Annotated in this window: 12 protein-coding genes; 8 read left to right on the plus strand and 4 right to left on the minus strand. The window is 58.5% G+C overall.

Features of this window, described 5'->3' with window-relative positions; translation table 11 throughout:
* Positions 1-140: 140 nt before the first annotated feature.
* The 8 genes from GJU83_RS06220 to GJU83_RS06255 all read left to right on the plus strand — a co-directional run bounded on the left by GJU83_RS06220 (position 141) and on the right by GJU83_RS06255 (position 8,587).
* Complete coding sequence (locus GJU83_RS06220; RefSeq protein ID WP_064230016.1) at positions 141-1,253, plus strand: branched-chain amino acid ABC transporter substrate-binding protein; 1,113 nt, start codon at positions 141-143, stop codon at positions 1,251-1,253.
* Positions 1,254-1,414: 161 nt separating this feature from the next.
* Positions 1,415-2,338: a high-affinity branched-chain amino acid ABC transporter permease LivH gene (livH, locus tag GJU83_RS06225; RefSeq protein WP_069181899.1), complete on the plus strand. Its 924-nt coding sequence runs from the start codon at positions 1,415-1,417 to the stop codon at positions 2,336-2,338.
* Complete coding sequence (locus GJU83_RS06230) at positions 2,338-3,609, plus strand: high-affinity branched-chain amino acid ABC transporter permease LivM (RefSeq protein WP_069181900.1); 1,272 nt, start codon at positions 2,338-2,340, stop codon at positions 3,607-3,609. The genes livH and GJU83_RS06230 overlap by 1 nt, the downstream gene beginning before the upstream one ends.
* Before the next feature lie 6 nt (positions 3,610-3,615).
* Complete coding sequence (gene livG / locus GJU83_RS06235) at positions 3,616-4,371, plus strand: high-affinity branched-chain amino acid ABC transporter ATP-binding protein LivG (protein WP_069181901.1); 756 nt, start codon at positions 3,616-3,618, stop codon at positions 4,369-4,371.
* Between the two features lie 9 nt (positions 4,372-4,380).
* Entirely contained in the window at positions 4,381-5,082 is a 702-nt protein-coding gene (locus GJU83_RS06240; protein WP_069181902.1) for an ABC transporter ATP-binding protein, read from the plus strand.
* A 238-nt stretch (positions 5,083-5,320) separates the two neighbouring features.
* Positions 5,321-5,785, plus strand: coding sequence for a DUF3015 domain-containing protein (locus tag GJU83_RS06245; protein WP_069181903.1), 465 nt, complete (start codon positions 5,321-5,323; stop codon positions 5,783-5,785).
* 88 nt (positions 5,786-5,873) lie between these two features.
* Positions 5,874-7,739 carry an Lnb N-terminal periplasmic domain-containing protein gene (locus tag GJU83_RS06250; RefSeq protein ID WP_069181904.1) on the plus strand — a complete coding sequence of 622 codons (1,866 nt, stop codon included), beginning with the start codon at positions 5,874-5,876 and terminating at the stop codon, positions 7,737-7,739.
* The gene (locus tag GJU83_RS06255) at positions 7,709-8,587 is read left to right on the plus strand and encodes an alpha/beta hydrolase (protein WP_069181905.1); all 879 of its coding nucleotides are present in this window, start codon (positions 7,709-7,711) and stop codon (positions 8,585-8,587) included. The genes GJU83_RS06250 and GJU83_RS06255 overlap by 31 nt, the downstream gene beginning before the upstream one ends.
* A 288-nt stretch (positions 8,588-8,875) precedes the next feature.
* Here GJU83_RS06255 and pnp read toward each other — a convergent pair whose 3' ends face one another.
* From pnp to rbfA, 4 genes are all read right to left on the minus strand, one after another.
* A complete protein-coding gene (pnp, locus tag GJU83_RS06260; RefSeq protein ID WP_227514458.1) occupies positions 8,876-10,990 on the minus strand; it encodes a polyribonucleotide nucleotidyltransferase in 2,115 nt (704 codons plus the stop codon).
* Positions 10,991-11,348: 358 nt separating this feature from the next.
* A complete protein-coding gene (gene rpsO, locus GJU83_RS06265; protein WP_008171539.1) occupies positions 11,349-11,618 on the minus strand; it encodes a 30S ribosomal protein S15 in 270 nt (89 codons plus the stop codon).
* Positions 11,619-11,696: 78 nt separating this feature from the next.
* Positions 11,697-12,638 (minus strand): tRNA pseudouridine(55) synthase TruB, encoded by a 942-nt coding sequence (gene truB, locus GJU83_RS06270; protein ID WP_069181907.1) that lies wholly within the window; start codon positions 12,636-12,638, stop codon positions 11,697-11,699.
* Entirely contained in the window at positions 12,635-13,060 is a 426-nt protein-coding gene (gene rbfA, locus GJU83_RS06275) for a 30S ribosome-binding factor RbfA (protein ID WP_069181908.1), read from the minus strand. Before rbfA ends, truB begins: the two co-directional genes overlap by 4 nt.
* Between the last annotated feature and the right edge of the window lies 1 nt (position 13,061).

The raw sequence follows: 13,061 nt of genomic DNA on the forward strand, positions 1-13,061 counted from the left end.
CGGCACGGGATTTGCCTTTGCAGACAGGCCCGTGTTCCGGAGCAAGCGCCACCCGTCGGCTTGACAAGCAGCGAGGTGTGGTGTTTGTTTAACTCTCTGAGAACACAAGAATAACCCTGAAATAAAACAGGACAGACTCAATGAGAACTTCAGTAAAAAAACTCGTAACCGCTGTTAGCACTTCCGTAGCCCTGATGGGCGCTGGCCACGCCGCTGCCGAGATCCAGATCGGTATTGCCGGCCCCATGACCGGCCCCGTTGCCCAGTATGGTGACATGCAATTCTCCGGCGCCCGCATGGCGATTGAGCAGATCAACGCCAATGGCGGCGTGATGGGTGAAGAGCTGGTTGCCGTGGAATACGACGACGTGTGTGACCCGAAGCAGGCCGTGACCGTTGCCAACAGCCTGGTCAACGACGGAGTGCGCTTCGTGATCGGCCACCTGTGCTCCAGCTCCACCCAGCCCGCCTCTGACATCTACGAGGATGAAGGCATCCTGATGGTAACCCCGGCTTCCACCAGCCCGGAGATCACCGAGCGTGGCTATGAGCTGGTATTCCGTACCATCGGTCTGGACAGCATGCAGGGACCGGTTGCGGCCCGCTACATCGCCTCCCAGAGCCCGGAGCGCGTTGCTATCGTCCACGACAAGCAGCAGTACGGTGAAGGTATTGCCACCGCCGTTCGTGACACCCTGAAGGACGCTGGCGTTGAAATCGCCATGTTTGAAGGCATCACTGCCGGCGACAAGGACTTCTCCTCGCTGGTAACCAAGCTCAAGCAGGCCGATGTGGATTACGTCTACTACGGCGGTTACCACCCGGAGCTGGGTCTGATTCTGCGCCAGGCTGACTCCGCTGGCCTGGATGCCCGCTTCATGGGCCCCGAGGGCGTGGGTAACAAGGACATCAACACCATCGCCGGCGAAGCCGCCGAAGGCCTGCTGGTAACCCTGCCACCTGCATTCGACCAGAAAGCTGAAAACCAGGCGCTGGTGAAGGCATTTGAAGACAAGGGCGAGGATCCTTCCGGTCCGTTCGTTCTGACCTCCTACACCGCCGTTCAGCTTGTTGCAGAAGGCATTGAAGCCGCTGGCTCCACCGATCCGTTCGATGTTGCCGCTGCTCTTCGCGAGGGCACCTTCCAGACTCCGATCGGCACCGTTGAATACGACAAGGCCGGCGACATGAAGTCATTCGAGTTTGTTGTGTACGAATGGCATTCAGATGGAAGCAAAACTCCGGTAAACTAAGCCAAATCGTTAACAAACGGTAATCATGAGAGCACCTTCTCACCGCGATCCGGGAGAAGGTGTTTTTCTAGGCTCCTGTTGATCCTCCCCCACTTCCTGCACGGTTATCCCGGGCATGGGGTGTGGTAGCGGAGGGAGCAGGCTTTCGGAGTCCCATAACAATGCAAGACCTCCTGTATTTCTTTCAACAGCTCATCAACGGGCTGACGATCGGGAGCACCTATGCCCTGATCGCCATCGGCTACACGATGGTTTACGGCATCATTGGCATGATCAACTTTGCCCATGGTGAAATCTATATGATCGGTGCCTACACGGCGCTGATTGCCATTACCGGTCTGGCTGCCCTGGGCATTGCCTGGCTACCACTGATTCTGATTGTTGCGCTGATTTGCGCCATGATCGTCTCCAGCTCCATGGGCTGGGCCGTGGAACGGGTGGCCTACCGGCCTGTGCGGGGGCGCCATCGCCTGATCCCGCTGATCTCCGCCATCGGCATGTCCATCTTCCTCCAGAACTACGTCCACCTGGCGCAGGGTTCGCGGAACGTCGGTTTCCCGGCTCTGATCGACGGCGGTTTCAACTTCGGTTCCGGTGACGGCTTCCAGATGTCCCTGTCCTACATGCAGATCACGATTTTCATCACCACGCTGATCTGTATGACCGCCCTGTCTCTGTTCATATCCCGCTCACGGACGGGCCGAGCCTGCCGTGCGGTATCACAGGACCTGGGTATGGCCAACCTGCTTGGCATCGACACCAACCGGATCATTTCCGCAACCTTTGTAATTGGTGCGGCTCTGGCAGCGGTTGCGGGCCTGCTTCTGGGCATGTACTACGGTTCGGTTGACCCTCTGTTTGGCTTCATTGCCGGCTTGAAGGCCTTTACCGCGGCGGTACTTGGCGGCATTGGCAGCATTCCCGGCGCGATGCTGGGCGGATTGATACTGGGCGTGGCAGAGAGTATGACTTCCGGCTACCTCAGCGGTGAATACAAGGATGTTATCTCGTTCAGCCTGCTGATCCTGATTCTGCTGTTCAAACCCACCGGCCTGCTCGGCAAACCGGAGGTTGAGAAGATCTGATGGCTGCTAATAACTTCAGACACGCGCTGTTTTGCGCGATCATTACACTGATCATTTCCTACCCGATCATCGGCTTTAACCTTGAGGCCCAGGGCATCAATGTAACCCTGACCGGAGCCGATGCCAGCACCGTTGTCATGGTGTTGCTCGCTGCCGTGATCGTATTCCTGTTCCAGCTGTTCCGGGAACAGATCATGGGTGGCCTGAAAAGCCTCCCGCATCCCCTTCCCCAGGCCAGCAAGGAGCCCATGGCAGAGAACCGCCGGGCCAAGATTGAATCCTGGGTGCTGACAGGCATCGTGGTTCTTGCCCTGTTCTGGCCGTTCTTCGTGTCACGGGGTGCGGTGGATCTGGCCACCCTCGTGCTGATCTACATCATGCTGGCCCTGGGCCTGAACGTGGTGGTTGGCCTGGCCGGCCTGCTGGATCTGGGTTACGTGGCGTTCTATGCCGTGGGCGCGTATACCTTTGCGCTGCTCTCCCAGTACATTGGTATTTCCTTCTGGCTGGCGCTGCCTATCGGTGCCCTGCTTGCCGCACTGTTCGGTCTTGTGCTCGGCTTCCCGGTGCTGCGGCTACGGGGCGACTATCTGGCGATCGTGACTCTAGGGTTCGGTGAGATCATCAGGATTCTGCTGAATAACTGGACAACGCTTACCGGTGGCCCCAACGGTATTGGCGGCATTCCCGATCCGACCCTGTTCGGCATGGAGTTTGGTCGCCGGGTGAAGGAGGAAGGCAATACCTCGTTCCACGAAACCTTTGGCATCGCCTACAGCGGTGAGCACAAGGTGATCTTCCTGTACCTGATCGCCCTGGTACTGGCAGTGTTCACAGCTCTGGTCATCCGTCGCTTCATGCGCATGCCCGTTGGTCGTGCCTGGGAGGCACTCCGGGAAGATGAAATCGCTGCCCGCTCCCTGGGCCTCAGCCGCACCGCGGTCAAACTGTCGGCCTTTACCATCGGCGCCTTCTTCGCCGGTTTCGCCGGTACCGTGTTTGCCTCCAAGCAGGGCTTTATCAGCCCCGAATCGTTTGTCTTCCTGGAATCGGCCATCATCCTTGCCATCGTTGTACTCGGCGGCATGGGCTCCCAGATTGGTGTGGTGCTGGCGGCAATCGCTGTCACCATCCTGCCGGAACTGGCCCGTGAGTTCTCCGAGTACCGGATGCTGATCTTCGGTGCCGCCATGGTGCTGATGATGGTCTGGCGTCCGCAGGGCCTGATGCCCATGCGCCGCATTCACATTGAACTGAAAAAGCAGGAGTGACAGACGATGCTTGAAGTACAGAATCTGTCCATGCGCTTCGGCGGCCTGCTGGCGGTAGACGAAGTGTCTCTGGACGTCCAGGAACACGAGATTGTGTCCATCATCGGCCCCAACGGGGCCGGAAAAACCACCGTTTTCAACTGCATGAGCGGCTTTTACAAGCCGACTGGCGGCAAGATCCTGTTCGAGGGGAAGGAGGTACAGGGCAAGCCTGACTACAAGATCTCCCGACTTGGGATGGTGCGCACCTTCCAGCATGTTCGGCTGTTTAGCCAAATGACGGTGGTGGAAAACCTGCTGGTGGCGCAACACCGCCACCTCAACACCAACCTGATTTCCGGTTTGATCAAAACCCCCAGTTATCGGGCAAAAGAGCAGAAATCCCTGGATCGGGCCGCCTACTGGCTGGATCGGGTAGGCCTGCTGGATCTGGCCAACCGGGAAGCCGGAAACCTGGCCTATGGCCAGCAACGGCGCCTGGAGATCGCCCGCTGCATGGTAACGGAGCCCAAGCTGTTGATGCTCGACGAGCCGGCAGCCGGTCTCAACCCGGCGGAAACCAAGGAACTCAATCAGCTGATCGTCAGCCTGAAAGAGGACTACAACGTTTCCGTGGTGCTGATTGAGCACGACATGAGCCTGGTAATGGATATTTCCGATCGCATCAACGTCATCAACCAGGGCCGCCCCCTGGCCAGTGGCACTCCGGAAGAAATCCGCCAGAACGACGACGTGATCAAAGCCTATCTGGGCGAGGCCTGAGGTAAACACATGCTAGTACTAGAAGATGTCCATACCCATTACGGCAAGATCGAGGCCTTGCACGGCGTGTCTGTCGAGGTCAAAAAGGGTGAGATCGTCTCGCTGATCGGCGCCAACGGCGCGGGCAAGACTACCCTGCTGATGACCGTTTGCGGGAATCCCCAGGCCAGCTCAGGTCGCATTTTCCTGGAGGGCCGTGAGATCACCCGCGAACCCACCGCCCAGATCATGCGCTCCGGCATTGCCATCGTTCCCGAAGGACGGCGGATATTCTCAGGCCTCACCGTTGAGGAAAACCTCCATATGGGTGGTTTTTTCAACACCAAGACGGAAATCCGCAAGAGTATCGATCACGTCTATGAGCTCTTTCCGCGTCTTCAGGAGCGGGAACATCAGCGTGCCGGCACCATGTCCGGCGGTGAGCAGCAAATGCTCGCCATCGGGCGGGCCCTGATGAGCAAGCCGCGCATGATCATCCTCGACGAGCCCTCCCTGGGCCTGGCACCGCTGGTGATCAAGCAGATTTTCGAGATCATCGGCCAGCTTCGCGAGGAAGGCATCACCGTCTTCCTGGTCGAGCAGAATGCCCACCAGGCGCTGAATCTGGCTGACCGGGGCTACGTGTTGGAAACCGGCAAGATTCGCCTGCACGACACAGGCAAGAATCTGCTGGAAAACCCGGATGTCCAGAACGCCTATCTGGGCGGTTGATTCAAACTGTCCACAAGCTGCGTGGAACCGGTGCGTGGCAACATGCACCGGTTTTTTTGGGCCAAATCAAATACTCACCAATCTTTAAACTTGCGTTGGCTGGATATCAACTATACTCAGACCAACGGTCAACCTGTCTCCACAAGACCAGTCAGGGCCGTTTTCGCAATGCTGCTCCACGCTTGGGGCAGCATTGTGTATTGCGACGACAGCTTTAAACCACAGAAAGGAGTGGATAATGAAAAAACTGATCGCAGGTGCAATTCTTCTTGGTGCTTCCTCCATGGCCTTTGCCCAACCGGGTTGTGGTGTAGGCGCCATGATCTGGAAAGGACAGTCCGGTATTGCCCCCCACGTACTGGCTGCAACCACCAACGGAACCTTTGGTAACCAGACCTTCGGTATGACCACAGGCACCCTTGGCTGCCAGACCAACCAGTCTGTTCAATCCATGGCCATGTACATGGACAGCAACATCGACAAGGTTGCCCGTGACATGTCCCGCGGTTCCGGTGAAAACCTCGATACCCTTGCGGTATTGCTGGGCGTGGACGAAGCTGACCGTGACACCTTCCGCAAGGTGCTGCAGGACAACTTTGCCACCATCTTCCCGAGCTCTGACACCACCTCCGGCGAAGCGGTCGATGCCATCGTCGCGCTGCTGGAGAAAAACGAGTCACTCAGCAAATACGTAGCAGCCTGATCCAGGCTCGCTGAAGGGACGCGCTCTTGCGCCAGGGACGGCGCATCGCTCCACTCTCTACCGTTCAACCCCGGATGCAGCACATTCCATGGGCAACATGCTTCGCATTGGGCCAGTCCTGATCTGGCTCGCAGTCAGCCTGCCAACCCAGGCCGATACTCCTGCAGATACATCCGAGCTCCATCTTGACCCTGCCTGGCTCACACTGATCCATTACCAGCCCGACACCTTCGGCGATGGCTACACCAGCCAGGCAGACGACCCGGCCTTTTTTCTCAGCGAAGACGGCAAGCACTCGCCAAAGTCAGAGCTGCAGGCCACTCTGGAGGCAATACAGAAACCCGGCGAGGGTGATGACCACGCACGCTGCCAGTTTCCGGCAAGAACCACCTGGCTGCAGCAAGAGCTGAATCTGGCGCTGCCCGAAGTCAGCTGTCCCGGGTATCAGGAATGGTCTGAGACGCTCAACACCGAAACCGTGACCCTGGTGTTCGCCGCCTCCTACCTGAACAGCCCGTCTTCTATGTTCGGTCACACGTTCCTGCGCCTGGACCCGCCCCAGGACGACGAGGAAACCAATCTGCTGCTGGCCAACACGATTTCCTACGCAGCGGATGCTGCCGCTCACGACAGTGAACTACTGTTTGCCTACAAGGGTATTTTTGGCGGCTATCCCGGAATAACCACCGTCCAGCCCTACTACGAAAAAATACGGCTGTACTCGGACATCGAGCATCGGGACCTGTGGGAGTACAAACTGAACCTCACCCAGGAAGAAGTGGACCTGATGATCGCCCACGCCTGGGAAATCAGGGATCGTAACTTTGACTACTATTTCTTCGACGAGAACTGTGCCTACCGCCTGCTGGCACTGATAGACATCGCGCGCCCCGGCACAGACCTTCTGGGCGAAGTAAGCACTCACGCCATTCCCTCGGACACCGTCCGCTGGGTAGTGGACAAGGACCTGGTCAGCGATGTGTATTACCGGCCGTCAGCCGCCACCTCCGTGGCCTACAGCCTCTCCACCCTGCCCGACGACCACCAGACCCTCGCGGCGGCCATTGCCAACGGTTATGTAGACGCCGAAGCCAATGAGGTGAGCTCGCTGCCAGCCGAACAGCGAGCCCATATACTGGACGCCACCTACGATTATGTTCGCTATAAAAGCGAGGCCGACGGCTGGCCCCGGGAAATCGCGGCGCCACTCTCCCATGACCTTTTGCGAGAGCGCAGCCAGATCAACAACGTCGCGCCGCCGGAAGAACCGCCCAAGCCGATTGTGAGGGACGACCAGGGCCACGACACCTTCCGAATGAGCCTCGGGGCAGGCCAACTGGCACACAGGGAATTCACTCAATTGACCCTGCGCCCGGCCTACCACGACGTGCTCGACCCGCCTGACGGTTACCGAAGCGGTGCCCAGCTCCAGTTCTTGCGACTCGACGCACGCCTGTATACCGACAACAACGAGCTGCAACTGGAACAGCTCACCGGCGTGGAAATCCGCTCGTTGAGCCCGCGGAACGCCTTTTTCTCGCCACTGTCATGGCAGGTCGGGTTTGGTGGCCGCCGCACTGACACTGGCAACGACCGGGTTCTTACCCCCTATCTCGAAGGCGGTGCAGGCGGCAGCTGGAGCCTTGGGCATCAGACCCAGGCGTTTGCCATCGCTACCGCCGACCTGGAAATCGACGACGACCTGCGCCGCGGCTACGATGCTGCCCCGGGCGCTGACATCGGCCTGCTCCATCAGAACAACCAGTTCAGCCTGCTAGCCGGTGCCAATACCAAGGCCTGGATCGTCAGCAGCCAGCATCGCCAGGACAAGCTCTACGCGAAAGCCAACTGGCACATTGGCCGGGAATTCAGCCTGTTTGCCGAATTCACCCGGGAAGGCCACTACGACAGGTACCAGAGCACATGGCAAGCCGGACTACACGCCTACTTCTGATCGTCGCCAACGCCCGGATGCCTGGGCTCCTGGCTGCACTTCTTCTGCTTTCCGGCTGCAGCAGCGTCTTCTTCTACCCGGACCGGGTCACCTACATCACCCCGGACCGGTTAAACCTCGAGTACGAGGACATCTACCTGGACACCGCCGACGGTGAAACTCTCCACGGCTGGTGGCTCCCTGCAGAAACGCCTGAGAATGACGCCAGGGGCACCGTTTACTTCCTCCACGGCAACGCCCAGAACATCAGCAGCCATATCCTGAACGTGGCGTGGTTGCCCGAGAGAGGCTACAACGTCTTTACCATCGACTATCGGGGCTACGGCCAATCCACCGGCGACCCCGATATCGAAGGTGCCCTGCACGACGTGGAAACCGGCCTGCGCTGGCTGGTTGCACAACCGCAAGTCAGTGAACGGCCACTGTACATTCTGGGCCAGAGCCTCGGCGGGGGCCTGGGTATTGCTCTGGCCAGTGAGTGGACCCAGAGGGAGGAACAGCCCCGGCTGGACGGTGTCATCCTGGACGGTACCTTCTCCGGCTTTCGCAAGATCGCCCGGGAGAAATTGGGTGGATTCTGGCTTACCTGGCCACTCCAGATTCCGCTGAGCTGGACTATTCCTGACGACTATGAGGGTGTGGATCATATTCCCAGGATCAGCCCGGTTCCGGTTATGGTAATCCACAGCGTGCGGGACGGAATTATTCCGTTCCATCATGGCGAAGCACTGTATGAAGCTGCGGAGCAGCCCAGGGAGTTTTTGCAGACGGATACGCCACATGGGGCGACGTTTGTGATTCCCAGGTATCGAAAAGAGATGATTCGGTTTATGGAGGGCGGCAAATAAGATCCTGGCTTTGTCGGATTACGCCTTCGGCTAATCCGACCTACGGCGTTTACCTGTAATGCACGGGCGGGTGGTGGGTTTCCCTTTGCAAAAGTGTTGAGGGCCAAGGACGGCCCGAAACAAGCGCACATGGATGTGCTCGTAGCGTCTTTTGAAAAGGGAAACCCAACAGCCGCTTGCACCCAAGCCAAGAAGATAAAAAAACCCGCCAATCCAGAGGACAGGCGGGTTTTTCTTTGTCGGATTACGCCTTCGGCTAATCCGACCTACCGTTCAGGGAAAGTTCCCTTAGGCAGAGAAATCGGTCGGCTGATCGCCTTCCTTGATTTCCTTCATGGACAGCTTCACGCGACCACGGTTGTCCACATCCAGCACCTTCACCAGAACTTCCTGACCTTCGCTCAGCTCGTCAGTCACGTTCTCGATGCGGCGATCAGAGATCTGGGAAATGTGCACCAGACCATCCTTGCCAGGAAGGATGTTAACAAAGGCACCGAAGTCCACAATGCGCTCAACGCGGCCCTTATAGATAGCACCCACTTCGATCTCGGCCGTGATTTCCTTGACCCGGTTCACCGCCGCCTGGGCAGCTTCCTGGTTGTCGGCGTAGATCTTCACGTTGCCGTCATCATCCAGATCGATGGAAGCACCGGTCTCGTCACAGATCGCACGGATAGTAGAGCCGCCCTTACCGATAACGTCGCGGATCTTCTCCGGGTTGATCTTGATGGTGGTGATGCTCGGAGCGCGGGCAGACAGCTCGGCACGCGGGGTAGCGATAACCTTGTTCATCTCGCCAAGGATGTGCAGACGCGCTGCGTGAGCCTGCTCAAGCGCGATCTCCATGATCTCATCAGTGATGCCGTTGATCTTGATATCCATCTGCAGGGCAGTGACGCCCTCCTGGGTACCGGCAACCTTGAAGTCCATGTCACCCAGGTGATCCTCGTCACCCAGGATGTCGGTCAGAACCGCAAACTTGTCGCCTTCCTTGACCAGACCCATGGCGATACCGGCAACCGGTGCCTTGATAGGTACGCCCGCGTCCATCAGTGCCAGGCTGGAACCACAGACCGAGGCCATGGAGCTGGAACCGTTGGACTCGGTGATCTCGGAAACCGCACGGATGGCGTACGGGAATTCTTCCAGGGTCGGCATGACCGCCAGAACACCACGCTTGGCCAGACGACCGTGGCCCACTTCGCGGCGGCCCGGTGAGCCAACACGACCAGCTTCACCCACGGAGTACGGAGGGAAGTTGTAGTGGAACAGGAACGGATCCTTGCGTTCACCTTCCAGGGCATCGATGATCTGCACATCGCGGGACGTACCCAGTGTGGTGGTCACGATGGCCTGGGTCTCGCCACGGGTAAACAGGGCGGAGCCGTGAACGCTGGGCAGAACGCCCACTTCGATTTCGATCGGACGGACAGTCTTGTTGTCACGACCGTCGATCCGGGGCTTGCCATCGATAACCTGCTGGCGAACCACGCTCTTCTCGATCTTGCCGAAGTACTTTTTGACTTCGTCTTCGGAAGGCTGACCTTCCTCTTCACCGGCCAGTTTTTCAACTGCAGCGGCTTTCACCTCGCCCAGACGCTCATAGCGGGCCATCTTGTCACGGATACCGTAGGCTTCCTCAATGGCACCGGCGAACTCGGCCTTGATGGCATTCAGCAGTTCGGTGTTTTCCGGCTCCGGCTGCCAGTCCCAACGGGGCTTGCCAATCTCAGCAGCGAATTCCTTGATAGCGGCAACCGCTGTCTGCATTTCCTGGTGGCCATAGAGCACACCGCCCAGCATCTGGTCTTCGGTCAGGCCCTTGGCTTCGGACTCAACCATCAGCACCGCGTCTTCCGTACCGGCTACGACCATGTCCAGCAGGGAGGTTTCCAACTCTTCGAAGGTCGGGTTCAGGAAGTAACCGCGCTCGTTGGTGTAACCCACGCGGGATGCGCCGATGGGACCATCGAAGGGAATACCTGAAATGGCCAGGGCCGCAGACGCAGCCAGCATCGCGGCAATATCCGGATCCTGGTTCTTGCTGGAGGACATGACCGTGGTGATGACCTGGACTTCGTTCATGAAGCCGTTCGGGAACAGCGGACGAATCGGACGGTCGATCAGGCGGGAAGTCAGGGTTTCCTTCTCGGAAGGACGACCTTCGCGCTTGAAGAAACCACCCGGGATTTTGCCCACGGCGTAGGTCTTCTCGAAGTAGTTAACGGTCAGCGGGAAGAACGGCTGGCCTGGCTTGGCTTCTTTCGCGCCGACAACGGTACCGAGAACGGAAATGTCATCGACGGTTACCAGTACGGAACCGGTTGCCTGACGAGCAATACGGCCGGTTTCCAGAGTGACGGTCTTGCCGCCCAGCTCAAATGATTTCTTGAAAGGTTTCAGATCCACAAAAAACTCCTGGTCTATCTGGTCCAGATTGATTCGTTCCGGGCGCCCCTGCGCTCGAAACCATAGTCCTGCAGATGATGTGCTGTGGTCTGAAGAGCAACCCGTCTGAAAGCTAACAGGCTGTTGCAAAACCCCGGTCTGGGAGGCGGCAGTTCCAGAGGCCGCCGGGCCCGGGCTTTTCAACAACCTGCTATCAATTTCGGCTTTCCATTACGACAGGGAATCCTTCGAACACACAGACAATCCAACTGCAGCGGGAGAAAAACACAACCAGCAGACCCCACAATGGGCCTGCTGGTTGACGGCTACCACCGGACAAGCCGGCGCAGCCCTCAGGTCGTAGAGACCCGGATTAGCGACGCAGACCCAGACGCTGGATGAGCTCCAGGTAACGGTCGGCGTTCTTGCGCTTGAGGTAGTCCAGCAGCTTACGACGCTGGTTAACCATCCGGATCAGGCCACGGCGGGAATGGTGATCCTGCTTGTTGGCCTTGAAGTGATCCTGCAGCTTGTTGATGTTGGCGCTCAGCAGAGCTACCTGAACCTCAGGGGAACCGGTATCGCCATCACCTTGCTGAAAATCCTTAACGATCTGTGCTTTCTCGTTGGCAGAAAGTGCCATAACTCACCTCATTGTTTGCGATGCTTTCGAATACGGCCGAACCGCGCATCTCTACAGCCCGGCTAAACAGCGATGCGCCTAACGCTTTCCGCTGTTCTTCACCAGTCGGCGCGGGACCAGATTGGTCTGCTCGCCTTCCGGGAATGCTTCTGCCAGTCCCACAAAGCCTTCGTTTGCGCTCTCGCTTGCATAGAGACGCACGAAGCCTTCGTAAGCCTGACCCGGTATTCTAACCGGTTGTCCGTTCAAGATCGATACCAGCGCCTGCCCCGCCAGACGGTGCTCGGGGAACATCGACAGAGCGGCATCCGGTGCCACCAGGAGACCATCGAGGCTCTCACCCCGTTCACGCATCGCCTCGAGATCACTGACGGCATGGGCATTGGCCAGGGTAAACCCTGACGCCATGGTGCGGCGCAATGCAGTCACATGGGCACCGCAACCGAGAGCTTCACCGATATCCTCAACCAGTGAGCGAATGTACGTACCCTTGGTGCAGCTGACCGCGATATCCAGTTCGTTCTCACGAATGTCCAGCAGCGTCAGTTCGTAGATGGTCACCGGCCTTGCCGGACGCTCAACCTCGATACCCTCGCGGGCATATTCGTAGAGGGGACGCCCCTTGTGCTTGAGCGCCGAATACATGGAGGGAACTTGCTGGATATCACCCCGGAAGCCATCCAGTACCGGCTCAAGCAAGTCTGCGGTCAGACCGTCTGGTACAGGCTTTTCGGCAACGACCGCGCCCGCGCTGTCACCGGTTTCGGTTCGGATTCCGAGCCGGGCGGTGGCAATGTAGGCCTTGTCGCTGTCGAGCATCATCTGGGAGAACTTGGTGGCCTCACCGAAGCATAGCGGCAGAACGCCGGTCGCCAGGGGGTCAAGGGCGCCGGTATGGCCGGCCTTGGCCGCCCCGAACAGGCGCTTGACCTGCTGCAGAATGCCGTTGGAGGTCACACCCTGCGGCTTGTCGATAACCAGAATACCGTTGACGTCACGGCCTTTGCGTCTGCGGCTCAAGCGTTACGCTCCGGATCATCCTGGTCGTCCTCTTCATTCCGTTGCACGGCCGGCTTGTCGCCAACTGCTTCGCGAATGAGGCTGTCCATCTTGCGGCTGTAACCCTGCAGCGTGTCGAAGTGGAACCGCAGCTGGGGTACGACCCTCAGCTTCATCGCGCGACCTACCTGGCCCCGCAAAAAGCCCGAGGCCTTGTTCAGCACCGCAATCGATTCCTTGACCTCCGGAGACTCCTCCGTCAGTTCCTCGGTGGAAAGCAGGGACACATAAATATCGGCGTAGCCAAGGTCACGACTGACCTTGACCGCGTTTACCGTGACCATGCCCACCCGCGGGTCTTTGACCTCCCGCTGGATGAGCTGGGCCAGTTCCCGTTGCATCTGATCGCCGATGCGATCAATACGACTGAACTCTCTTGGCATC

Source organism: Marinobacter salsuginis, from assembly GCF_009617755.1.
GTDB lineage: Bacteria > Pseudomonadota > Gammaproteobacteria > Pseudomonadales > Oleiphilaceae > Marinobacter > Marinobacter salsuginis.

Coding starts and splice junctions, on each gene's coding strand:
- livG (WP_069181901.1), top strand. CDS start 3,616: ATGCTTGAAGTACAGAATCTGTCCATGCGCTTCGGCGGCCTGCTGGCG.
- livH (WP_069181899.1), top strand. CDS start 1,415: ATGCAAGACCTCCTGTATTTCTTTCAACAGCTCATCAACGGGCTGACG.
- GJU83_RS06220 (WP_064230016.1), top strand. CDS start 141: ATGAGAACTTCAGTAAAAAAACTCGTAACCGCTGTTAGCACTTCCGTA.
- GJU83_RS06240 (WP_069181902.1), top strand. CDS start 4,381: ATGCTAGTACTAGAAGATGTCCATACCCATTACGGCAAGATCGAGGCC.
- GJU83_RS06230 (WP_069181900.1), top strand. CDS start 2,338: ATGGCTGCTAATAACTTCAGACACGCGCTGTTTTGCGCGATCATTACA.
- GJU83_RS06250 (WP_069181904.1), top strand. CDS start 5,874: ATGGGCAACATGCTTCGCATTGGGCCAGTCCTGATCTGGCTCGCAGTC.
- GJU83_RS06255 (WP_069181905.1), top strand. CDS start 7,709: ATGGCAAGCCGGACTACACGCCTACTTCTGATCGTCGCCAACGCCCGG.
- rpsO (WP_008171539.1), bottom strand. CDS start 11,618: ATGGCACTTTCTGCCAACGAGAAAGCACAGATCGTTAAGGATTTTCAG.
- GJU83_RS06245 (WP_069181903.1), top strand. CDS start 5,321: ATGAAAAAACTGATCGCAGGTGCAATTCTTCTTGGTGCTTCCTCCATG.
- rbfA (WP_069181908.1), bottom strand. CDS start 13,060: ATGCCAAGAGAGTTCAGTCGTATTGATCGCATCGGCGATCAGATGCAA.